General features: G+C 58.5%; 24 protein-coding genes. 18 read left to right on the top strand and 6 right to left on the bottom strand.

Translation table 11 applies throughout. The features are described 5' to 3' along the window. Positions 1 to 3 precede the first annotated feature (3 nt). On the bottom strand, positions 4 to 942 hold the full coding sequence (locus tag AC0V61_RS02540) for a DUF1838 family protein (protein ID WP_486155705.1): 939 nt from the start codon (positions 940 to 942) through the stop codon (positions 4 to 6). 147 nt (positions 943 to 1,089) lie between these two features. On the opposite strand from AC0V61_RS02540, the gene AC0V61_RS02535 reads away from it, so the two are divergent. The 5 genes from AC0V61_RS02535 to AC0V61_RS02515 are packed head-to-tail and all read left to right on the top strand — an operon-like array spanning position 1,090 to position 6,012. Beyond that, entirely contained in the window at positions 1,090 to 1,929 is an 840-nt protein-coding gene (locus AC0V61_RS02535) for an HpcH/HpaI aldolase/citrate lyase family protein (RefSeq protein WP_486155704.1), read from the top strand. Next, positions 1,922 to 2,431 carry a MaoC family dehydratase gene (locus AC0V61_RS02530; protein ID WP_486155703.1) on the top strand — a complete coding sequence of 170 codons (510 nt, stop codon included), beginning with the start codon at positions 1,922 to 1,924 and terminating at the stop codon, positions 2,429 to 2,431. The genes AC0V61_RS02535 and AC0V61_RS02530 overlap by 8 nt, the downstream gene beginning before the upstream one ends. Positions 2,432 to 2,476: 45 nt before the next feature. Continuing rightward, entirely contained in the window at positions 2,477 to 3,664 is a 1,188-nt protein-coding gene (locus AC0V61_RS02525; protein WP_486155702.1) for an acyl-CoA dehydrogenase family protein, read from the top strand. After that, a complete protein-coding gene (locus AC0V61_RS02520) occupies positions 3,665 to 4,885 on the top strand; it encodes a CaiB/BaiF CoA transferase family protein (RefSeq protein WP_486155700.1) in 1,221 nt (406 codons plus the stop codon). A gap of 32 nt (positions 4,886 to 4,917) precedes the next feature. Further along, entirely contained in the window at positions 4,918 to 6,012 is a 1,095-nt protein-coding gene (locus AC0V61_RS02515) for a CaiB/BaiF CoA transferase family protein (protein WP_486155699.1), read from the top strand. Between the two features lie 5 nt (positions 6,013 to 6,017). On the opposite strand, the gene AC0V61_RS02510 is transcribed toward AC0V61_RS02515, so the two are convergent. Then, entirely contained in the window at positions 6,018 to 6,773 is a 756-nt protein-coding gene (locus AC0V61_RS02510) for a GntR family transcriptional regulator (protein ID WP_486155698.1), read from the bottom strand. Between the two features lie 52 nt (positions 6,774 to 6,825). Between AC0V61_RS02510 and AC0V61_RS02505 the strand changes: the two genes are divergently transcribed. The 11 genes from AC0V61_RS02505 to AC0V61_RS02455 all read left to right on the top strand — a co-directional run bounded on the left by AC0V61_RS02505 (position 6,826) and on the right by AC0V61_RS02455 (position 16,689). Then, the gene (locus AC0V61_RS02505; protein WP_486155697.1) at positions 6,826 to 8,052 is read left to right on the top strand and encodes an MmgE/PrpD family protein; all 1,227 of its coding nucleotides are present in this window, start codon (positions 6,826 to 6,828) and stop codon (positions 8,050 to 8,052) included. Beyond that, positions 8,049 to 9,335, top strand: coding sequence for an MmgE/PrpD family protein (locus tag AC0V61_RS02500; RefSeq protein WP_486155696.1), 1,287 nt, complete (start codon positions 8,049 to 8,051; stop codon positions 9,333 to 9,335). Before AC0V61_RS02505 ends, AC0V61_RS02500 begins: the two co-directional genes overlap by 4 nt. Then, on the top strand, positions 9,332 to 10,699 hold the full coding sequence (locus AC0V61_RS02495; RefSeq protein ID WP_486155695.1) for a phenylacetate--CoA ligase family protein: 1,368 nt from the start codon (positions 9,332 to 9,334) through the stop codon (positions 10,697 to 10,699). Before AC0V61_RS02500 ends, AC0V61_RS02495 begins: the two co-directional genes overlap by 4 nt. A 126-nt stretch (positions 10,700 to 10,825) precedes the next feature. Then, a complete protein-coding gene (locus tag AC0V61_RS02490) occupies positions 10,826 to 11,977 on the top strand; it encodes an amidase (protein WP_486155694.1) in 1,152 nt (383 codons plus the stop codon). A 4-nt stretch (positions 11,978 to 11,981) separates the two neighbouring features. After that, positions 11,982 to 12,290 (top strand): REDY-like protein HapK, encoded by a 309-nt coding sequence (locus AC0V61_RS02485; protein WP_486155693.1) that lies wholly within the window; start codon positions 11,982 to 11,984, stop codon positions 12,288 to 12,290. Positions 12,291 to 12,292: 2 nt separating this feature from the next. Beyond that, complete coding sequence (locus tag AC0V61_RS02480; RefSeq protein WP_486155692.1) at positions 12,293 to 13,093, top strand: SDR family NAD(P)-dependent oxidoreductase; 801 nt, start codon at positions 12,293 to 12,295, stop codon at positions 13,091 to 13,093. Further along, positions 13,093 to 13,962 (top strand): polysaccharide deacetylase family protein, encoded by an 870-nt coding sequence (locus AC0V61_RS02475; protein ID WP_486155691.1) that lies wholly within the window; start codon positions 13,093 to 13,095, stop codon positions 13,960 to 13,962. Before AC0V61_RS02480 ends, AC0V61_RS02475 begins: the two co-directional genes overlap by 1 nt. Then, positions 13,959 to 14,720, top strand: coding sequence for an enoyl-CoA hydratase/isomerase family protein (locus tag AC0V61_RS02470; protein WP_486155690.1), 762 nt, complete (start codon positions 13,959 to 13,961; stop codon positions 14,718 to 14,720). The genes AC0V61_RS02475 and AC0V61_RS02470 overlap by 4 nt, the downstream gene beginning before the upstream one ends. Then, positions 14,717 to 15,616, top strand: a complete 900-nt coding sequence (locus AC0V61_RS02465) for a VOC family protein (protein WP_486155688.1) — start codon at positions 14,717 to 14,719, stop codon at positions 15,614 to 15,616. The genes AC0V61_RS02470 and AC0V61_RS02465 overlap by 4 nt, the downstream gene beginning before the upstream one ends. A gap of 18 nt (positions 15,617 to 15,634) precedes the next feature. Continuing rightward, the gene (locus tag AC0V61_RS02460; protein WP_486155687.1) at positions 15,635 to 16,387 is read left to right on the top strand and encodes a hypothetical protein; all 753 of its coding nucleotides are present in this window, start codon (positions 15,635 to 15,637) and stop codon (positions 16,385 to 16,387) included. After that, positions 16,384 to 16,689, top strand: a complete 306-nt coding sequence (locus AC0V61_RS02455; RefSeq protein WP_486155686.1) for a YciI family protein — start codon at positions 16,384 to 16,386, stop codon at positions 16,687 to 16,689. Before AC0V61_RS02460 ends, AC0V61_RS02455 begins: the two co-directional genes overlap by 4 nt. A gap of 12 nt (positions 16,690 to 16,701) precedes the next feature. On the opposite strand, the gene AC0V61_RS02450 is transcribed toward AC0V61_RS02455, so the two are convergent. From AC0V61_RS02450 to AC0V61_RS02435, 4 genes are all read right to left on the bottom strand, one after another. Further along, positions 16,702 to 17,301 (bottom strand): carboxymuconolactone decarboxylase family protein, encoded by a 600-nt coding sequence (locus AC0V61_RS02450; protein ID WP_486155685.1) that lies wholly within the window; start codon positions 17,299 to 17,301, stop codon positions 16,702 to 16,704. After that, on the bottom strand, positions 17,298 to 18,275 hold the full coding sequence (locus tag AC0V61_RS02445) for a quinone oxidoreductase family protein (protein WP_486155684.1): 978 nt from the start codon (positions 18,273 to 18,275) through the stop codon (positions 17,298 to 17,300). Before AC0V61_RS02445 ends, AC0V61_RS02450 begins: the two co-directional genes overlap by 4 nt. 3 nt (positions 18,276 to 18,278) lie before the next feature. Then, positions 18,279 to 18,860 (bottom strand): hypothetical protein, encoded by a 582-nt coding sequence (locus AC0V61_RS02440; protein WP_486155683.1) that lies wholly within the window; start codon positions 18,858 to 18,860, stop codon positions 18,279 to 18,281. Between the two features lie 121 nt (positions 18,861 to 18,981). After that, the gene (locus tag AC0V61_RS02435) at positions 18,982 to 19,455 is read right to left on the bottom strand and encodes an Lrp/AsnC family transcriptional regulator (protein ID WP_486155681.1); all 474 of its coding nucleotides are present in this window, start codon (positions 19,453 to 19,455) and stop codon (positions 18,982 to 18,984) included. A 107-nt stretch (positions 19,456 to 19,562) separates the two neighbouring features. On the opposite strand from AC0V61_RS02435, the gene AC0V61_RS02430 reads away from it, so the two are divergent. Further along, positions 19,563 to 20,585 carry a PLP-dependent cysteine synthase family protein gene (locus tag AC0V61_RS02430; RefSeq protein WP_486155679.1) on the top strand — a complete coding sequence of 341 codons (1,023 nt, stop codon included), beginning with the start codon at positions 19,563 to 19,565 and terminating at the stop codon, positions 20,583 to 20,585. 265 nt (positions 20,586 to 20,850) lie between these two features. After that, on the top strand, positions 20,851 to 21,039 hold the full coding sequence (locus tag AC0V61_RS02425; protein ID WP_486155677.1) for a hypothetical protein: 189 nt from the start codon (positions 20,851 to 20,853) through the stop codon (positions 21,037 to 21,039). Positions 21,040 to 21,069: the final 30 nt, after the last annotated feature.

Raw genomic sequence — 21,069 nt, 5'->3', positions numbered from 1 at the left:
GGATCAATGTCCGGAATGCTCAGACCCCTTGTTCTCTTCCGCTTTAGCGGCGCGCGCTTGGTCGGTTAGAAGCTTGAACTTGGTCCAAGTCGTCTCGTTGGGGCGCGTGTCATCCTTTGGCGGAGCTTGCTCATAAATCGGATAATTCTCGCGAATTTCGTCCTTGAGCACATTGGGGAGTTCTTCGAAACCGCCGGGAAGTTTGCGGCCCATAGCGTTGAACACCATCTGACCCGGACGCCCGCCCATTTCCATCCACGGAGCCCAAGGCGAAATCCGCACCCAGCTGATCATCGGATAAGCGGTCGGCTTTGAGGTGTCGTAAAGCTCATCTTTGAGCGCTGCGAAGTCGAAGATTTCCATCGCGTGATAGGAATTGCCGACAAACTGCTGATAATCGCCCGCCAATGGGTTGGGGTAGAACAGCGGCACTTCAAACGGCACGAACACGAACGGCCCGCTCTCACGCATGGTGGAGAGTGTGTAAGGCGATCCATCGCGCCCTTTTGGAAAGTTTGGGCGGCCGTTCACCGGATCATTGTGGATCTGCATCACATTTACGGTTTTGCCCAAATACGGGTTTTCCCATGTGTCGACCACTTCGCGGGTCTTGGGATCGAGCATCAGCATTATCTCGCGGCTGATCATGCGCCAGCCTGTCCCGCGTGTCGGATCAGTGACCTCAACACACCGACGGATGTTCATTCCTTCGCCCCAGAAGAGCAGCTTATCGCGCTCGCCGGGCGTGCGACCGTAGATATTGCCTGACCAATGATAAACCGCTGGCTCGTCTTCAGAAACACCGCATTGCAGGCGCTTGGAAATCTCAACTGCGTCTTCGGGCTTGGAAGGATCGAGCATTTGTGCTGATGCAGGCGTGGACAGACCGATTGTGCCTGCAAAAAGCCCCGCTGCAACCAAAAGTGCGTGTTTGAGTTTCATAAAATCCCTCCAAAAGACTGCCGGCAACGAAATTTGTCCGGACAAATTGTCACTTCTTGCTTGACTTTAGATTTGTCCGGACAAATTGTGAAGTCTGAATTTCGGCCGATGATCGGCTCGCCTTAAGAGGACCATTGATTAACGCCTATGTTTACAGCCGCCAGCCTTTTGTTTGTCCCCGGATCGCGCGAAGACCGTTTTGCGAAGGCGAAGGCGGGCGGCGCTGACCTTACAGTGATTGACCTTGAGGACGCAGTGGCAGCTGACGATAAGATCAGCGCCCGTTCGGCGGCCTTGGGACAGATCGAGGCGGCGGCAGCGTCTGGGGCTGGCGAAGGCTGGGCGATTCGCATTAATGCGGTGACAACGGCGGAAGGTGTTCGCGATTTGGCGGCGCTGAGTGAGACCGGCGTTATGCCGCGCACTCTGCTTGTGCCGATGGTCGAAGCGCTGGCTGAGATTGATGTGGTGGTGGGCGCGCTTGGTGAAGATTGCCCCGAACTCATCCCGCTGATCGAAACGCCAAAAGGTCTGCGCGCCGCGCTCGAGATTGCCAGTCATGATGCTGTGACGGCGATGATGTTTGGCGGCGGTGATTTTTCTGGTGAACTCGGCGTTGAGCTTGCGTGGGAACCGCTTCTCGCCGCGCGCCAGCAGATGGTCCTCGCCTGCGCTGAGGCGCGCAAACCGCTCATTGATGTGCCTTACATCAAGCTTGATGATGAAGCGGGGCTTGCACAGGAGTGCGCACGTGCCCGCGCAATTGGTTTCTACGCCAAGGCCGCCATTCATCCGCGCCAGATCGCAGCCATCCGTCAGGCCTTTGCGCCAAGCGATGCGGAAGTGGCCGAGGCGCGCGAGGCGATTGACGCTTATGAAGCGGGTGGTGGGCGCGCGATCCGGTTCAAGGGCAAAATGCTCGAAGCGCCGTTTGTGAAGAAATACCGCGCTGTTCTTGCGCGTGCAGAAGGAACTGACAATGCGTGATGGTGTAATCGAAGTGGCTCCGGGCCGTTTCCGCGAAGTGCAGGGCCGCTATTTTGAGGATTTCGTCGAGGGTCACGTGTACGAACACCGTCCGGGTCGCACGATTACGGACGCGGACAATGTGTGGTTCACGCTCCTCACCATGAACACGCACCCGGCGCATTTCGACTATGAGCTTTCCAAAGACACCGAATTCGGCAAGCCCCTCGTGGTAAGCCCTTTCACGATTGCCCTGATGACCGGCATGAGCGTCTCAGACACCAGCGGGAAGGCAATCGCCAACCTTGGCTGGGACGAGGTGCGCATGACCAAGCCTTTGTTCGTCGGCGACACGCTTTATTGCGAGAGCGAAGTGCTCGAAAAACGCGAGAGCAAAAGCCGCCCGGAACAAGGCATCGTAACTTTCAAAACCATCGCCAAGAACCAGCATGGCGAGATGGTTAGCCATTATAAGCGCACCGTCCTTGTGTGGCGGCGTGGCCATGGCGGGCTCGACGAATAACCCTCTATCAAATCATACGAATTTCATGCCTAAGGGATAAGCATTATGGCAACCGCAGCAATTCTCGAAGACCAGATCCGCACGATCTCTCCCGAAGACGAACAGGCGTTTATGGACACCATCGACCGGTGGCTTGAACGCGATGTTATCCCTGTCATCAAAGAGCACGACCACGGCGATATCTGGCCTGAAAAATTGGTGCATCAGATGGCTGAAATGGGCCTGTTTGGCGCCACCATCGGACAGGAATATGGCGGTCTTGGCCTGCCCGCGACAACCTATGCCAAGATCGTGATGCGCATCTCCAGCTACTGGATGGCGATCACTGGCATCTTTAATTCGCACCTCATCATGGCAGCGGCTGTTGAGCGGTTCGGCACGCCTGAGCAAAAGATGCGCTGGCTTCCCAAGCTCGCAACCGGCGAAATCCGTGGCGGGCTCGCATTGACGGAGCCTAATGCGGGGACTGACCTTCAAGCGATCCGCACGGTGGCGACGAAGAATGAGAACGGTGACTATGTCTTGAACGGCACTAAGACGTGGATTTCCAACGCGCTGAACGGTGATTGCTTCGCCATGCTGGTGAAGACCGATCCCGATGCTGACCCACGCTATAAGGGCATGAGCCTCTTCATCGCAGACAAGCGAGAGGGGCTCTCTACGGGTAAGAAGTTCGACAAGCTTGGCTATAAGTCGATCGACAGCGCTGAGCTGATTATGGAGGACTATGTTGTCCCCGCAGACCAGCTGATCGGCGGTGTTGAAGGGCAGGGCTTCTTTCAAGCGACTGGCGGGCTTGAGCTTGGCCGGATTAACGTCGCGGCGCGGGGCGTGGGTCTTGCCGAAGGCGCGCTTCGCCTCGCCACCGAATACGCGCAGCAACGCGAGACCATGGGCAAGCCTATCGCGCAGCACCAGGCGATCCAATTGAAGCTAGGCGAAATGGTCACAAAGGCCCGCGCTGCTCGGCTGCTGACACTCGATGCTTCCGTCGCGTATGACAAGGGCGAGCGTTGCGACAAAGAGGCGGGGATTGCCAAATACTACGCCTCCGAAGCAGCGGTCGAAAACAGCCAAGAAGCGATGCGCATTTACGGCGGATATTCCTACTCCAAAGAGTACGATATCGAACGCTATTACCGCGACTCTATGCTCATGTGCATTGGGGAAGGCACCAACGAGATGCAGCGGATGATTATCGCCAAACAGCACCTTAAAGAGAACCAGATCTAAGTGTCGCATCTCCCGCTAAAAGGCTACCGCATCATCAGCGCCGAGCAATACGGTGCGGGGCCTTATGGCACGATGTTCTTGGCCCAGATGGGCGCAGAGGTCATCAAGATCGAGCCACCGGGGAAGATTGGCGAAGACGGCAAAAGGCGCGGCGGCGGCGATACAGCGCGTATGGTGGGGCCGCATTACCTTCGCAAAGGTGAAAGCACCTATTTCAACGCGTTTAATCTCAACAAACGCTCGCTCACCCTCGATCTGAACAGCGATGAGGGGCAGGCGATCCTGCACAAGCTGGCGAAGACCTGCCATGTGGTCGCCAACAATATGCGCGGCGATTTGCCAGCGCGGTTGGGGCTTGATTACGCATCACTGAAAGACACCAACCCCGCGCTCGTATGTGCGCACCTCTCCGCCTATGGCCGCGACAATGAACGCGCGAAATGGCCGGGGTATGATTACCTGATGCAGGCGGAAGCTGGCTATTGCGCGGTGACGGGAGAGCCCGGCGGGGAGCCTCAGCGCATGGGTCTTTCCATGGTCGACTTCATCACTGGCACGATCTTTTGCATCGGCTTGCTTGGCGCGCTGGTGGATGCGGAGCGCTCGGGTAAGGGCCGCGATGTGGATACCGATTTGCTTTCCGCTGCGGTGCATCAGACGAGCTATCCTGCGCTGTGGTATATGAACCATCAGGATGAGACGCAGCGCACCCCGCGCGGCGCTCACCCGACCGCCACGCCAAGTCAGATGTTCAAAGCCAAAGACGGCTGGATGTTTGTGATGTGTCAGCTGCCCAAGTTCTGGGACGTGCTGACCACACGCATCGGTCGCGAGGATTTGCGCGAAGATCCACGCTTTGCGAGCAATCCTGACCGTTTAGCCAATCGCGATGCGCTCACCGCAGTGCTCGATGAAGAATTCGGCAAAGAGCCTATGGCGTATTGGCAGGAGCTGCTCGGCGGTTTTATGCCGGTTGCGCCAGTGCACTCATTGGGTGGCGCGCTCGACAACCCATGGCTTGAGACCATCGGGATGCGCGACACAGTGGAGCATCCGGACAATCCGCAGCTCAATGTGCTTGCAAACCCACTCAAATTCGACGGAGAGCGCTTGCCGAACCGCGCAGCGCCTTTACTTGGGGCGGATAGCGATGCGCTTCTCGAAGAGCTGGGCTATGACGAAGCTGCGATCACGGACCTGCGCAAGTCTGGCGTGATCTAAACCACCACAAGGTTAGGGGAATTCGAGGGGTTATGGGCAAGCTTTCCGGCATTCGGGTTGTCGATCTTTCGCAGTTTCTCCCCGGCCCCATGATGAGCGTCATGATGGCCGACCAGGGCGCCGAGGTCATCAAAGTTGAACCCGCCCACGGAGACCCCGCGCGCGAGCAAGCGCCGTTCGATACCTATGGCGGCGAGGAACATTCGGTGTGGTTTGCCAACCTCAACCGGGGCAAGAAGAGCGTTGTGCTCGACCTTAAGTCTGAGGACGGCAAAGCAGATTTGCGCAAGCTAATCGAGACCGCAGACGTCTTTGTCGAAGGCTTTCGCCCCGGCGTGATGAAGCGGCTTGGGTTCGACTATGACAGCGTGAAAGCGATCAAGCCTGACATCGTTTACTGCTCCATATCAGCCTTTGGGCAGGACGGCGCGCTTGCCCATCACCCGGCACACGATATGGCGGTGCAGGCACTCGCAGGCTTCCTAGCGGTCAACGATGGCCCGGACGGAACGCCAGTGGTCCCCGGAGCCCCGAGTGCGGACCTCGCCGCTGGGCTCACCGCATTATCCGCCGTCCTCATGGCGCTTATCGGGCGCGACCGAACAGGCGAGGGCGCTTATATCGATTGCGCGATGTTTGACAGCTTAGTGCCATGGTGCGCACACACCGCTGGCAGCGCGATTGCAGGGGGGACAAGCCCCGTATCGCAATCCCAACGCTCGCTTGGCGGGGCTGGCTTTTATCAGGTCTACGAAACCTCAGACGGCAAGCATGTCGCGCTCGGAGGGCGTGAGATCAAGTTTGCGAACAATCTGCTGACCGCGCTGGACCGGCTCGACCTCCTGCCGCTCGCTGAAGCACCCGCAGGCGAACAGGGCGAGCTTATTGCGTTCTTGCGCGAAACCTTCGCCACCAAAACCCGCAACGAGTGGGTAGAGTGGTTCGCCGATAAGGATGTCGCTTTCTCGCCTGTCCTCAACTTTCGTGAGGCCCTTGACGAGCCGCACATCGCTGAACGCGGGCTGATCGTAGAGGCAAAGGGCGGCGGCAATCACATTGCCCCTGCGATCCGTTTTGCTGGCGAAGAATGGAAACCCGGCGCGGTGCCGGGGTTGGGGCAAAAATGAGCGGGTCAGCTATCCAGGTCGATATGCATCGCGTAGGCGAAGCGGTCCCCTGGGTGGTGACTGACCGAAATCTCATAAACCTTGCCAGCAGTGTCGAGATAGCAGCGGATAATCCGCAAAACTGGCGCGCCCGTCTCGATCCCCAACGCTGCAGAGGTTTCAGCGCTGGCAGCAATCGCTTGAATATCCTGGGTCACGCGCCCGATGGTGACGCCTGCCAATTGCTCGATTTGGCTGAACAAAGTGCCAGCTGCAAGGTCAAGTCGATCGATGGCGTCTCCGAGGTTTTCGTGAAAATACGCATCGGTGACAGCGATGGGCGACGCCTCGGCAGCCTGCCTTCGAGTGCCGCGAAAGCTGCGCCAGCTGCCCGTGGTGTCCTCGCCAATCTGCTCGGCAACTTGAGTGGGAAGAGCGCCGTCTCCGGTCTCTTTGTAGACCACTTCGCTATTGCGGGCATATTGGAGAAGCTCGCCAACATTCGACAAAGGCTGGTGAAGCGCACCGCCGCGAGCTGCTGCTGGTTGGACAGTGGTTCCCGATCCACGCCGGCGCGCAATGAGGCCCTCGGTTTCGAGCCGTTTCAATGCCTCACGCACGGTGAAACGGCTGACATCATACTCTCGGCACAAAGAAGTTTCCGTCGGGAATGGCTTTCCATCTTCAAAGCGCCCGCCAAGGATCGCCTCGCGCAATTCGCTCGCCACTTGCATATAGCGCGGCGTCTTTTTGTTCTTCAATGGCGCGGTGGCATCAGCCAACTCAAACTCCGTTTTCCAAAAACAATTGAATCTTCACGGTGGGGCACGTCTTATGAGTGATCCGCTGCTCTCGCAACTTTCCAAACGCCTAGCGCGTCCTGTCACCGAAAGCGAGAAGTCACGTGCACGAATGCACTTGCTTGACTGGTTGGCGTGCGTTGCAGGAGCGCGGCAGTCGCCGGCTGCGAAGGCGGCGGCCAAGTTGTTTGAACACGGATGGGAGCGTGCGAGCTACCTTGGCAATGTGCTCGAGATGGATGACGTGCATCGCACCGCGCTTCTGCATCCAGGGCCGGTGGTGTGGTCAGCGTCGATGGCTTTTGCCAATGCGTCGATGGACGAGCGGCTCGAAGGGGCTGTGCGTGGCTATGAAGCCGTGATCGCTATCGGTTCGGCGCTAGACGCGCATCACTATGCAAATTGGCACCCTACCGCGACAGCAGGCGTTTTTGGAGCGACAGCGGCCGCGGGTTCGCTGATTGGGCTCAACGAAGAGGAAATGACCCATGCGCTGGGCAATGCGGGTTCGGTTGCAGGCGGACTTTGGCATATGCGGCACGACGATGTGCTTACCAAGCAGTGGCACACATATCACGCGGTACGGACCGGGATTGACGCAGCGCGCCATGCCGGGGCCGGGGTAAGTGGCCCTGCCGCTATCCTTGAGGGGCCTCAGGGGCTTTTCGCAGCCATGACGAGGGACGCAGGTGAGCTTGCTGGCAATGAAGGGGGCTGGTTGATCCATGAAGTTAGTTTCAAGCCCTTTGCAGCTTGTCGTCACGCCCACCCTGCGATTGATGCTGCAATGGAGCTGCGGTCGGCTGGCGATCTCAGGGCGCCTTTCCATGTTGAGACCTATCGCGATGCGCTGACATTTTGCGACCGGCCTGACCCGGCGACGGAGCTGGAGGCCAAGTTCTCCTTGCAACATGCGATTGCAGTAGTGGCGGATGGGCGCGCGGCAAAGCCGGACGATTTTACGATAGCTGCGATTGCCGAGCTTGCCGATCTGAGGGCGCAGGTGTCGGTGGCAGAGGACCCGAAAATCACTCAAAACTATCCGGCGCACTTCGGGGCGAGGGTGAACGGCTTCGAGCTGGCTGACACCTTGGGCGATCCTGAACGGCCAATTTCAAAAGGCCATATCATCGACAAGATGCACACGCTTGGCGATTGGGGTGGAATTGCGGACAAAGAGGCAAATCGAGCGATCGAGTTATGTCTCCAAGGCGACGATGCCAAAGCCATCGACGCATTGCTCTTGGAGTGGTTGTCATGACCTTGACCGATCAAATCCTTGCTTTCGCCGGGGCGGAGCATTCGCTTCCTGAGAGCGTGCGTGATGATGCCGTGCGCTTGCTCGGTGATACTCTCGCTATCGGAGCCGCAGCCGTCGCCGCACCGGGCGAGGAGGCCATCGCGCACACCGCGCGGACTTTCGGTGCGGGCGAGGAGGGCAGGCTGCTTGGCACATCAGAACGGCTCCCCGCCGCATCTGCCGCTTTCGTCAACGGCTACCGCGTGCATTGCCTCGAATGGGACGGTGTCCACGAACCTGCCGTTGTGCATGCGATGAGCGTGGTGACAGCGGCGCTGGGAGCAGTCATCGACCGGCGCGGGGGATGCGATCCGCAAGAGGCGCTCGTGGCGCTTTCTATCGGCGTTGATGTCGCCTCGGGTCTTGGCCTTTGTGTCGATAGCGCAATGCGCTTTTTCCGCCCTGGTATTTGCGGCGTGATGGGGGCAGCACTGGCGGTCGCCCGGATTGATGGAGCACCGCTGGATGATGCGCTCGGCCTTGCCTATTCGAGCGCAGCCGGCACGATGCAAGCCCACGTTGAGGGCAGCGAAACCCTGCCCTTCCAAATCGCCAATGCCGCACGCGCTGCGGTCGCGGCGAGCGATCTTGCGAAGGCAGGCTTTGGCGCGCCCAAGGACCCGCTCGAAGGCCCGTTTGGCTACTTGCAATTGTTCGAGGAAGGCGACCTCACCCGTTACACCGACCATCTGGGCTCCATCTGGCGGATCGCCGAGGTCAGCACCAAGCCTTTCCCCTCAGGCCGTGCGAGTCATGCAGCGCTTGGCAAGCTCGCGGAACTGGCTCTCGATCCTGCCGACGTCGCTGAGATTGAACTTGCTTGCCCACCGCTTATTCGCCGCCTTGTCGACCGTGCTTATTCGCCCGATATGTCGCCAGCATGGGCGCGGCTGTGCATGCCCTATTTGAGCGCGCTGATGCTTACCGATGGCCGCATCGACCCACGCCGCTTTACGTCTGACGACATCGCTGATGCGAACCTTGCCGCAATCGCTGCGAAAGTGCGCCTCACCGATGATGGCAACAGCGACGGCAACGCACTTTTCCCGCAAAGCCTGACGGTGACCAAAGCCGAAGGGAGCAGCATTATCTATCCGGTCGAGCACACTCTGGGCAGCCCGGAAAACCCGCTTCCGCCAGAGCAAACGCAAGCCAAGCTAAACCTCGCGCGCGAGCTAGCCTCGGCTGATGCAGACACCCGCATATTCGATGACCCTCTTGCCTATTTCACGGAACCCCAATGACCTTTCCAACCTATTTCGAAGCGCTCGATCATAAACAGATGCTTGCCGACTATCCGGTCGGAAAGGAGTTCGTTGCGCGCTACAAATCCATGAGCCGCGATGAACTGTTCGCGATCCAGGATGCGCAGTTCAAGCGGTTGATGATCAAGGGCTGGCAGGTGCCGTTCTACCAGCGTCTATGGGGGGCGAAAGGCATTGAGCCGGGCGATATCAAGAGCCTAGCCGACATCACCAAGTTGCCGGTTTACGACAAGTCTGACCTGATGGCCTCCATCGCCGAGCATCCGCCCTATGGCGACTTTCACGGCATGGAAGCCCCCGCGACCCGCGAGCCTGTGATCTTCCACACGACCAGCGGCACCACCGGCAAACCGCAGGTGTTGATGTTCGGACCCAAGGGGCGCGAGGTGGGCAATCTTTTGGTCGGGCGCATGTACCGCTGGATGGGGCTGGAGAGCGACGACGTCGTTCACTCGGTCTATGGCCACGGCATGATCAACGGCGGGCACTACATCCGCGAGGCGGTCACCAAGTTCACCAATTCGATCTTCCTCTCCGCTGGCACAGGGATCGAAACGCGCAGCGCCAATCAGGTGCAATTGATGGCCGATTTTGGCGTCACAGCGGTGGTTGGCTTCGTCGATTACGTGCGCAAACTGGCAGGCACAGCCGAAGACCTAGGTCTCTTCGACAAGATCGACATTCGCATGATTATCGGACACCTGGGCACAGAAGACCGGCAGGCAACCGAAGACGCTTGGCATGGCGCGAAAGCCTATGACTGGTACGGGGTGGGCGACACCGGCTCAATCGCAGGCGAGGGGCCGGAGCGTGATGGCATGTATGTGTGGGAGGACGCCCAATATCTTGAGCTGCTCGACATAGACAGCGGCGCGCCCGTCGCGCATGGCGATACCGGCGATATGGTGGTCACCTGCCTCTACAAAGACGACATCGCGCCCTGCATCCGCTTCAACACCCACGACATCACGCATGAGCTTGATGGGCGCGGCGAAATTGCCTTCAAGCGCATTGCGGGCTTCCGTGGGCGCAGCGACAATATGGTGAAGCTGCGCGGCATCAACGTTTTCCCCCATGCAATAGGCGCGATCATTGAGAACCGGCTTGATCTGACCGGCGAATACGTCTGTCACCTCAGCCGCGATGCGAGCGGGCGCGACGCAATGCGCGTGACGCTTGAGAGCAATGGTGGAACAGATGCAGGCGCGCTTGCCGAGACGCTGAAGCAAGGGCTTGGCGTTGAGGTTGAAGTGCAGCTTTGTGAGCCCGGTGGCACGGCTGCGGTCACTGAAATCGACAAGCGCCAAAAGCCGCTTCGCCTGATCGATGAGCGAGGGGTTTGATGGGACAGCGCTTTCTTACTTCTCCCCTCCCGCTTGCGGGAGGGGCCGGGGTGGGCCCACCCCGCTGCGACTAGCGAGCAAGCTCGCAAGTCTCACTGCCCCTCCCGCAAGCGGGAGGGGAAACCCATGATCGACCGCTACAACGCCTTTCTTTACCGCGATGCGGGCGCCTCAGGCGGGGAGGGTGCGCTCGCGGGCCTCACCGTTGGGGTGAAGGCGAATATTGCGGTGAAGGACATGCCGTTCCACGCGGGGATCGGTGCGTGGGAAGATCGGGTTGCCGAGGCTGATGCTGAGGTCGTGAGGCGACTTCGCGCAGAAGGCGCTGTCATCTCCGGCATTTTGAACATGGAAGAAGGTGCGCTGGGAGCCAAAACCGACAATCCGCACTTTGGCCCTGTCCAAAACCCGCACCGCGATGGCTATTCCCCAGGCGGTTCATCAGGGGGCAGCGGAGCAGCGGTGGCGGCGGGCCTTTGCGATGTTGCGCTTGGCACAGACACCATGGGCTCGGTCCGCATTCCGGCGGCGCATTGCGGGGTCTATGGCTTTAAGCCTGCGACTGACGCGGTGAGCCAAGAGGGGCTTATCCCAGCCGATCCCAGTCTTGACGCCATTGGCCCTTTGGCGCGCGATCTCGATACGCTAGATCGTGCGAGCCGAGTTATCAGCGATTTTGGCGAGGGCGAGATCAGCGGCGAGGGCGCAATGCTCACCGAGCACGGCGTCGAAGTGCAGCCCGATGTGGTCGCGACATTCACAAACGCACTGGCCGTTTTGGACACAAATCCAACGCCGGTTTCTCTTGCACACAAACAAAGCCGCATCCGCTTTGCTGGGTTTATTGAAACGTCGAAACTGATGGCTAAGGATTTGGATGGGGTCGCGGTTTCCGATCACCTCGCCAAGCTCCTCACCTACGGCCCGCGCCGCACCCTCGAGGATTGGAAAGAAGATCAGGCGATTTTGGCCTCCATCCGCACTGCGGCGCTCAGCATCGTTGAGGCCCATGGCTTCCTCATCATGCCCACCGTCCCCAATTCGGCCTTCTCCCATTCTGACCCCGAACCCGCCGCGCAGGCCGACTTCACCTGTCTTGCAAACATCGCTGGCCTACCCGCGATCAGCATTCCGGCTGGCTGGACACAGGACGGCCTACCCATCGGCGTGCAAATCGTCGGCGCGGCTGGCGCGGAAGCAGGCCTCTTCCACCTGGCCCGCCACCTTGATGACAAACTTCGCGCCTACCGCGCACCCAAAACACAAGAGGGAGACTAAACCCATGAGAATTATCGTACCCTTTAACCTGAAGCCCGGCACCGATGTCGCCGAATATGAAGAGTGGGCCAAGACCAAGGACGTGCCGACCGCAAGCGCGCTGCCCTCGGTCACTAGCTTCACGATCCACAAGGCCACAGGGCTCTTTGGTGACCCCGACACACCGCCGCCCTACGCCTATTTCGAGGTGCTCGACATCACCGATATGGATGCCTTTATCGCCGATGTGTCGGATCCGGAGTTTCAGGCAAAAGCAGCGCCATTTCAGGACTATGCCGACAGCCCGCAATTTATCCTGACCGAGGATTTGTAATCGTGGGCAAATTCGCAGGTAAAACCGTGGTCGTCACCGGCTCAGGCAAGCAAAAGGGGCTGGGCCAAGGTATTTTACAGGCCTTTGCCGATGAAGGCGCGAATTGTGTCGTCTCAGACCTTGCGATTGATGCCGAGGCTGAGGCAGTTGCTGAGGAATTGCGCGGGCGCGGGGCCGAGGTTGCGACCATCGCCTGCGACGTATCAAAGGCCGAAGATTGCCAGCAACTGGTTGCTCAGGCGAAAGAGCATTTCGGCTCGGTCAATATCTTCGTCAACAATGCTGGCATTGGCTTTAAGATGAAGCCTCTGCTCGACGTCGACACTTCTGACGAGTGGGATCAGGTAATCGCGGTCAACCTCTCTGGCGCATTCTACGGAACACAGGCCGCCGCGCGCGCTATGGTTGAGGCTGGCAATGGCGGGCGGATTATCAATATCGCGAGCCAAGCGGCTAAGACCGGCTTTCCGCACCTGCCTGCCTATGTTTCGTCAAAGCACGGCATGGTGGGGCTCACCCGCGCTTCTGCTGTGGAGCTCGGCGCGCATGGAATCACCGTCAACGCTGTGTGCCCGAACCATGTCACAACGGGCCTCGGCGCAAGGCAAAACGAGTATTTCTCCAAGCTTCTGGGCTTTGAAACAGTCGAGGATTACCTTGCTAATATGAGCGCCCGCAATCCGATGGGACGGCCCGGCCTGCCCAGCGATACTGCGGCAGCGTGTCTTTGGCTTGCCAGCGACGAGGCGTTTTATGTGACCGGAGAGGCATTGAACGTCAGCGGCGGCGAGGAGATGCACTGATGGCTCTTACCGAAGAACGCATGGATTGGCCGGAGGGGGCAAAGCTCGCCCTCAGCGTTGTGGTCAATGTCGAAGAAGGCTCCGAAATGACCATCGCGCGCGGTGATCGCGGGATGGAGCCAGTGGATGAGCTAGGCGTTTTCGTGAAGTCGAAGATGCGCAATTATTCGAATGAATCCAACTATCTCTACGGCATCAAAGCCGGCGCACCCCGGATCGTAAAACTGCTCAAACGCTATGACATTATGGCGAGTTGGACCGTGGCAGCGCTTTCCCTTGAGAACCATCCTGAGATTGCCGAGGCCATCGTTGAGCTCGGCCATGAGCCGGTCAGCCACGGCTGGCGCTGGGTGCATCAGTTTAAGATGGATGAGGATCAAGAACGCGAGTTTATCCAAAAGGCTGTGCGGTCCATTGAGAAAACCTGCGGCGTGCGCCCCTATGGCTGGCTTTCGCGCTATTTGCTGACCGACAACACACGGCGGCTCTTGCAGGAAGAGGGCTTTACCTATCACATGGATGATTACTCCGGCGACGTGCCTTTCTGGGACCGGGAGACGACAGGCACGCCAATGTGCATCGTCCCCTATCAGCTTGATAACAACGATATGAAAATGTGGACCGATCCCGCGCTCACCCCGCACCAATGGCTTGATTATGCGAAGGCGAACTTCGACCAGGCGTATCGCGAGGGCGAGGAGGGCAATCCGAAAATGATGAGCCTGGGGCTTCACTTGCGAATTATCGGTCGTCCGGGACGGATCTGGGCGCTGGAAGAGTTTTTCAAGCATGTCCGCGCGCGTGAAGGCGTTTGGGTGACAACACGCAAAAGCATTGCCGAGCATTTTATGGCGGAGAACCCTGCGTGAATTTGAGGCTCGAAATCGAGGGGCCGGTCGCCAATCTGCTGATCGACCGCGCGGATAAGCGCAACGCGTTCAACATGGCGATGTGGGAGGCGATGCCTGCGCTGCTTGCTGAGGCGAACGAGACCGAGGGCGTGCGGGTGTTGGTCCTGCGGTCTGCCAAGCCAGAGGGAGCGTTTTGCGCAGGCGCGGATATCTCCGAGCTGCTCGCGAACAAGGACGATGCCGATTGGCGCGCGCGCAATCAGAAAGCCATCAACCGGGTGCAATTTGAGTTAGCGCGGCTGCCGCTACCTACTGTCGCGGTTGTCGAAGGCGACTGCATCGGAGGCGGATGCGGACTTGCCCTCGCTTGCGACCTTCGTGTGGCGGCGAGCGCTAAGGCGCGTTTCGGGATTACGCCTGCGAAACTTGGCCTTGTGTACCCTCTGCACGATGTGAAGCTGCTCACCGATCTGGTCGGTCCGGGCCATGCCAAGCGGATGCTTTACACCGGTATGTTGCTTGATGCTGAGGAGGCGAGGCGCATTGGCCTTATCGAAGAGATCACTGATACGCCCGAAGTCCTCATCAACGCTCTGCTCGCCGCAAGCCCTCATTCGATCCGTGAGACTAAGGGCTTTGTCCGAAGGGTTCTGGACGCTCAGACCGCTGACGATGCGGACACGCTACGGGTTTTCGGCGAGGCGTTCACTGGCCCCGATTTCCTTGAGGGCACCACCGCCTTTGTTGAGAAGCGCAAACCGGAGTTCGGCCAATGAGCATCGCGCACGGGACCATACTTGGCGGGCTTTCAACCGTCCCTGATCTCGAAGCGGCCTTGCGCGGCTATCGCGATTGTCTTGGGCTTGAGCTGGTCGAACGCGGCGGTTTGCCCAATGATCTTGCCGCAAGCTGGGACTGCGCAGGCAATGCAGGCGCGCCTTACGCTGTGCTGCGCCCCAAAAGCGGTGAGCCCTGCTGGTTCCGGCTGGTCGAACAAGAAGACCATCCCGATTTCCTCCCCACACGAAGCTATGGTTGGGCAGCGTTTGAGTGCACGGTCGAAAACGTGTGGCATTGGCCTGATGTGGTCGAAGAGGCTGGCTTCACCATCGTCGGTCCGCCTAAGAAACTCGAAAACATCGAGCCCGCCTTCATCCCGATGCAGGTGCTGGGGACGGGCCGCGAGATGGTCTATTTAAATCAGGTTTTGAACGACATGCCAGGGACCGACTTGCCGCGCGCAGGCGCTCCCGTGGACCGGATTTTCATCGTCGTCCTCGCCACCCCCGACCGCGATGCCAGCGCCCAATGGTACAGCAACAAGGTAGGGCTCACGCGCGGGGCGGATTACACTTTGCCCTATTCGATGATCAACAACGCCTTTGGCCTTCCCGCCGATACGCAGACCACCATCACTATGGTCCAGCACGAGCGCATGCCAATTGTCGAGGTCGATGACTATCCGCAAGAGACCACGCCAAGGCCTCGTCACTCTGGCCATCTGCCGCCGGGAAATGCTCTGGTGACGCTAGCGGTGAGCAACCTTGATGCTTGCGATGTCGAGTGGATTACTCCGCCTGCCGCTCGCGAAGGCGCGCTTTATGAGGGACGCCGGACTGCAACCACGATCGGGGCAGGCGGTGAGTTGTTGGAACTGGTCGAGGTTGGCTGAATGATAGTCCGCTCGATCATGACACTAATCGCGGCTTTTGCCCTTGGTGCGATTCCGGTGAATGCCGAGGAGCCCCTGACCCCAAGCGAGGTCGTTCAACGCGGACTTACAGCGCATGGAGGCGAGACCTTTATCGACCCTCAGACCCTCCAACTTACAGGCACCGCAACCTTCTTCGACCCTGCGACCGGGGCAGTCCGCTCCACTGCCGACAATTACCGTATGTGGCGCGAGTTTGAACGTGGGCGTACGGTTTCGCATGGCGCAGACGGCAAGGTTCGGATTGTCGCCAAAACCGGCGAGGGCAGCGTCCTGTTCGAAGTTGGCTATGACGGCGAGACGACATGGACGCAAGACGGGATCATGCCCAAGCTCCAAGCCGACGCCTATTGGGCGAACAATTTCGGCTTTGGCATCATTCGTTCAGCGCTCGATGAGGGATTTGCTCTCAGCTTCGCTCCGCCGCGCAACGTCTCAGGCCACCCCGTCACTCTTGTGCGCATCGCCGACCCCGGCGGGCAAGAGACCCTCTTCGGGTTTGACATCGAGAGCGGCTTCATCCGCTACATGGCGTTCGACAGCCCGCGCGGCTTTCATGAGCGGATATACGATGACTTTGTGCGCCTGCCCGATAGCGGTTGGGTACAGGCTCGCTCAGTCTCACTCTTGTACGATGGCGTGATGAGCAATAGGGTCCTTTGGAAGACAGTCACTATCGGCGAACCGATCAACGCATCGGTCTTCACGCCTCCAAAGGAGAACCCGCAATGACTTTGTTTGCGTTTCTATGCCGGGACGGCGCCAATGGAGAGAACCTGCGCGAGCGGCTTTTGAGGGACCACCTTGCCCATGTCGAGACCGTCATGGACAAGATCGCAGTCGCCGGTCCCCTTAAAGAAGCAGGAAAAACAATCGGTTCACTTCTCATCATCAAGGCTGAAAACGAAGCCGAAGCGCGTCAAACCTTCGAGGCTGACCCTTATTTTGGAGCAGGCGTTTGGGACAGCGTAGAGGTCCAACACTTCCTTGGTGTGGCGGGCGATTGGGTTGGCGGAGCGGCCTGGAAGAATTAGTTACGCCAAGAATTAATCTCGCTTGTGGCGACCCGCTTCCCACACATCGCTTGAATAGGTTTCGCTCGCAAAGCCCAAAGGCTTGTCCTCAAGCGCGGTTGCGAGCGTGTCATTCCAGCGGTTGAGGAAACCGAACAAGCTGATAACGCCCATGATTTCCATGATCTGCTGCTTGGAGAAGTGCCTTTCCAGCGCGCGGAAGTGATCGTCGGTTGCCGCATTAGGCTGTGTCCCGGCGGCAAGTGCCAAGTCCAAGGCCGCGCGTTCTGCTTCTGAAAACACTGGATCGCTTGCGTATTCCCAGACCTTGGCGACCTTCTCCTGATCCGCGCCTGCCATTTCCACCGCGCCGTGCGCCGTGTGCGCTTGGCAATAGCGGCAACCTGCCGCGCCGCTGGTGATGGTCGCGATCAGTCGCTTGAGAACAGGGTCCAAAGCGCCGGGCTTGTAGATCACCTGCACCAGCCGTTCCATCGCCTCAAGCAATTCGGGCCAGTGCGCCATGGTGAGAACATCGTTGGGCGCGAACCCCATCATCTCTTGCGCATAGGTGAGCGCCTCGCGGGTCTTGGGGGGCAGATCTTCGACTGCCATGGGCGCAATACGGGTCATGGCACAAGCACCGTGGAGCCGGTGGTCTTGCCCGCTTGCAGGTCGCGGTGTGCCTGCGCGGCATCAGTCAGGGCGTAGGTCTGTCCGATGGTCGCGGACAATGCGCCCTTGTCGATCATGTCCCACACGCGCGCAGCGCCTGCGGCGCGCTCTGTAGGGTCTTCGTAATAGTGAAACAGCATAGGACGCGTGTTGAAAAGGGAGCCTTTGAGCGCGAGCACACCCACATCAACCTCGCCCACTGGCGCATCGGCATTGCCGTAATTGATAATAAGCCCGCGCTGGCCTGTAGCATCGAGCGAGGTTTCCCAAGTCGACCGGCCAATGCCGTCGAAAGTGACGCGAACACCCTTTCCGCCTGTGATTTCGCGGGTTCGGGCGGTTGTGTCCTCTTCCTTGTAGAAGATCACGTGGTCAGCCCCTGCCTTACGGGCTACTTCAGCTTTCGCCTCGGTTGAAACCGTACCGATGACCTCTGCACCAATGTGGCTCAGCCATTGTACGAGCAACAGTCCGGTCGCCCCGGCAGCGGCGTGGACGAGGACGGGCCATCCGGCTTCAACCTTGCCGCAGCGCTCGACAAGAAATTCGGTGGTGCAGGCTTTCAGGATCGCTGCCGCCGCCGTCTTGTCATCGATAAAATCAGGGAGGCGAAACAGGTGCTCAGCGCCGATATTGCGATGGGTGGCATAGGCGCCAAGGAGCGGGCCGAAAGTTGCCACCCGGTCGCCCTCTTTGAACTGTGTGACGCCTTCACCCACCGCGACGATCTGGCCCGCAGCCTCCAGTCCCATGCCGCTTGGCAGGGGCGCAGGGTAGATGCCGCGCCGGTGGTAAGTGTCGATGTAATTGAGGCCTACTGCACCATGCTCAATGGTGACTTCACCCGGAGCAGGGGCAGGGTGGTCTTCGGTCACCCATTCGATGACTTCTGGCCCGCCGGTTTCTTTGAAAAATGCGCGTGTTGATTGCATGGTTCAGCTCTCCTCTCGGCTGCAACTGGCTTGGACCCAGCGCAGGTTTACGCCGATCAAATTGGCATCGGGCGCGGCCCAAGAATAGCTCTCTGCGCGGACCGGATCCTCCTTGTGGATGTAGAGAACGAGCGAGGGCTTGTTCCGGCTACCCTTCGCCCATGTGACGTTGCGCACGCGGATGGTGACATCGGGCGCTAAGCCTTCCCCAGCAATCGCCACGCGACCGCCTTGGTCGAAGATTCTGAGTTTATTGGCAAAAGTCCAGTCGGTATCGCCATTGGGCTTACCCGCAAATTTCTTGACTGAGACCCAGCACGACATAGCGCGCGCTTGGCGAAGTTCGCTCGCTCCCAATTGCCATCCGCCTTCTTCGCGGGGAGACAGATTTGGGATGGGGGCGGTGGACCAGTCGCTTTGCGCAGCACCAAAGGCGTCGATCATGCGCCACCGGCCATCATCGCTGACTTCGATGCCTGCCCATTCAGCTTCCTCGCGGCCCTCTTCCTCGGCGAAATACGCATCTTCGGTGTTAGTCCAAACCCCTGCCGGTAACGTGTCACTGGCAAGGGCGGGACCTGCCAAGAAGGCAGTCCCCAAAGCTAGCATTTTGCCTAATTTGATCATGAAGCGCAGCTTAGGCAGCTCTTTGGCCAATGGGAAGAGTTGTCCGGACAAATTTTATACGCCGGGACTTTTGTAGCGGTCAGGGGATGGGAACCGAGGTTTCATATTTGATCCGTTCCATCGCGAAACTTGCAGACACATCGGCGAGCGAGGCTGCAGCGATCAGCTTCTTGTACACCCGGTCATAATCCGCCACATCACGCACAAGCAATTTGAGCAGATAATCCACGTCCCCCGCCATACGGTAGAACTCGACCACTTCTGAGATATCGGCGGTGGCTTTGGCGAACGTCTGGAGCCAGCCTGCGCTGTGGTCATCAGTCTTGACCGACACAAAGACGGTGACGTTCAAGCCCACCGCTTCGGGCGAGACCAGCGCGACCCGCCGCTCAATCACACCGCTGGCCTCCAACTTCTTCACCCGTCGCCAACACGCATTGGTCGAAAGGTGAAGGGTCTGGGCCAGCGTTTCGAGCGAAAGGGTCGCGTCTTTCTGAAGCGCTTTCAGAATTGCACGGTCATTAGCATCAAGATTTTGCGTATTGTTATTCATATAAGTGAAAATATAACACAAAATACGTGTTTGGTAGAGATTTTGACGATGATTTGCCGCCCTCGATGACAGAATTTGCGGCTTGCCATCATAAAAAGGGATCACACATGCTCGACCAACTCTCAACGCGGCCATCTCTTGGCTGGTCCTGCCTATCCAAGATGGTGGGGGGTACGCCGCTTATCCGTTTGGATATGCGTGCCAAGGGCCGCGATGTCACTGTTTATGCCAAAGCGGAAATGTTCAATTTTTCGGGAAGCATCAAAGACCGGATGGCTCTGATGATCCTCAAACGCGCGACTGGGGCGGGTGAGCTTTCACCGGGGCAACGCATTGTCGAGGCGACCAGCGGGAATGCAGGCATTGCTTTAGCGGCGGTCGGAGGGGCTCTGGGGCATCCGGTGACGATCTTCATGCCCGATTGGATGAGCCAAGAACGTCAGGCGCTTCTCAAGAGCTTTGGTGCTGAATTGAGGTTGGTGTCCAAGGAGGAGGGCGGCTTTCTTGGCTCAATCGCCCGTGCCGAAAACATGGGTGCAAACGATGGCGCGTTCCTACCACGCCAGTTTTCCAACACCGACAATTGTCTTGCCCACTATGAGGGTACGGCGCCCGAACTGTTTGCCCAGTCAGAGGCGGATGGTGCTGAACTGTGCGCGTTTGTCGCTGGCGTTGGGACGGGCGGAACGGTTTCAGGTGTCGCTCAGTTCATCAAGCAATTCGCGCCAAGGGTTTGCGTCCACCCGCTTGAGCCTGCGGAATCGCCTACACTCAGCACTGGGCACAAGGTTGGCTCGCACCGTATTCAGGGAATTTCAGACGAATTTATTCCTGATATTGTCAAGTTAGACCAGCTAGACGATGTCGTCGCAATACAGGACGGAGACGCCATCTTGATGGCACAGCGGCTTTGCTGCGAAATCGGATTGGGTGTTGGTATTTCCAGCGGCGCGAACCTTTTGGGAGCAATCAGAATTGCCCTCCAGCGCTGCGATGGCAGAGCGATTGCAACTGTGTTTCCTGATGGGAACAATCGCTATTTGTCGACCGATTTGAGCAAGGTTGAGGAGCGCAAGGCCGGTTATATCACACCCGCAGTTGAGTTCGTTCGGGCAAAGGTGATTGACTGAGCAGTGGTATCTCAAAGTCCGGCTGTCTGTCTCTTGCGTTGAAGTGGTGGCAAGCGTTTCTGTAGGCTGTGTTCATGCGAAATTTGACCAGTTTGATGGGGCCCGATGCTACAAGTTCACCTCGCGGCGGACCAGCGTGTTAGGCGAAGTAACTTACTGATACTCACAAGAAAGCTTGTAAAGTTTATTGACATGATGCTGAATTAAGCCATCCTGTACGACATAAAAATCGAGTCGGGCGCGAAAAATAGAGTTGGGGGATTCTATGTATTCGCTTTTTGGTAAAAACGATTGGCGCTTTTTGCTTAAGCAAGAGTTTTTGCCTTTCTTTGCGGCTCTGGTCATCGCTCAAACTCTATTCAAATGGGGAAGTTTCACTCTTGAGCTTCTTGCGTTCGCTGCTCTGTGGTGGGTGCTTGGGTTTTTGATGAGCGCCGTTTTGCCCAAGGCCTAAAAGGTCTTTGCAATTCCGGTCACTTCCAAT

Source organism: Erythrobacter sp. JB1-4, assembly GCF_057365025.1.
The sequence above is the reverse complement of the archived record's forward strand: the minus strand, read 5'-3'. Positions and strand labels throughout refer to the sequence as shown.

Excerpts from the sequence above, each read along its gene's own strand:
- AC0V61_RS02540 (WP_486155705.1), bottom strand. The coding sequence starts at position 942 with ATGAAACTCAAACACGCACTTTTGGTTGCAGCGGGGCTTTTTGCAGGC.
- AC0V61_RS02535 (WP_486155704.1), top strand. The coding sequence starts at position 1,090 with ATGTTTACAGCCGCCAGCCTTTTGTTTGTCCCCGGATCGCGCGAAGAC.
- AC0V61_RS02530 (WP_486155703.1), top strand. The coding sequence starts at position 1,922 with ATGCGTGATGGTGTAATCGAAGTGGCTCCGGGCCGTTTCCGCGAAGTG.
- AC0V61_RS02525 (WP_486155702.1), top strand. The coding sequence starts at position 2,477 with ATGGCAACCGCAGCAATTCTCGAAGACCAGATCCGCACGATCTCTCCC.
- AC0V61_RS02515 (WP_486155699.1), top strand. The coding sequence starts at position 4,918 with ATGGGCAAGCTTTCCGGCATTCGGGTTGTCGATCTTTCGCAGTTTCTC.
- AC0V61_RS02505 (WP_486155697.1), top strand. The coding sequence starts at position 6,826 with ATGAGTGATCCGCTGCTCTCGCAACTTTCCAAACGCCTAGCGCGTCCT.
- AC0V61_RS02500 (WP_486155696.1), top strand. The coding sequence starts at position 8,049 with ATGACCTTGACCGATCAAATCCTTGCTTTCGCCGGGGCGGAGCATTCG.
- AC0V61_RS02495 (WP_486155695.1), top strand. The coding sequence starts at position 9,332 with ATGACCTTTCCAACCTATTTCGAAGCGCTCGATCATAAACAGATGCTT.
- AC0V61_RS02490 (WP_486155694.1), top strand. The coding sequence starts at position 10,826 with ATGATCGACCGCTACAACGCCTTTCTTTACCGCGATGCGGGCGCCTCA.
- AC0V61_RS02485 (WP_486155693.1), top strand. The coding sequence starts at position 11,982 with ATGAGAATTATCGTACCCTTTAACCTGAAGCCCGGCACCGATGTCGCC.
- AC0V61_RS02475 (WP_486155691.1), top strand. The coding sequence starts at position 13,093 with ATGGCTCTTACCGAAGAACGCATGGATTGGCCGGAGGGGGCAAAGCTC.
- AC0V61_RS02465 (WP_486155688.1), top strand. The coding sequence starts at position 14,717 with ATGAGCATCGCGCACGGGACCATACTTGGCGGGCTTTCAACCGTCCCT.
- AC0V61_RS02460 (WP_486155687.1), top strand. The coding sequence starts at position 15,635 with ATGACACTAATCGCGGCTTTTGCCCTTGGTGCGATTCCGGTGAATGCC.
- AC0V61_RS02455 (WP_486155686.1), top strand. The coding sequence starts at position 16,384 with ATGACTTTGTTTGCGTTTCTATGCCGGGACGGCGCCAATGGAGAGAAC.
- AC0V61_RS02450 (WP_486155685.1), bottom strand. The coding sequence starts at position 17,301 with ATGACCCGTATTGCGCCCATGGCAGTCGAAGATCTGCCCCCCAAGACC.
- AC0V61_RS02445 (WP_486155684.1), bottom strand. The coding sequence starts at position 18,275 with ATGCAATCAACACGCGCATTTTTCAAAGAAACCGGCGGGCCAGAAGTC.
- AC0V61_RS02435 (WP_486155681.1), bottom strand. The coding sequence starts at position 19,455 with ATGAATAACAATACGCAAAATCTTGATGCTAATGACCGTGCAATTCTG.
- AC0V61_RS02430 (WP_486155679.1), top strand. The coding sequence starts at position 19,563 with ATGCTCGACCAACTCTCAACGCGGCCATCTCTTGGCTGGTCCTGCCTA.
- AC0V61_RS02425 (WP_486155677.1), top strand. The coding sequence starts at position 20,851 with ATGTATTCGCTTTTTGGTAAAAACGATTGGCGCTTTTTGCTTAAGCAA.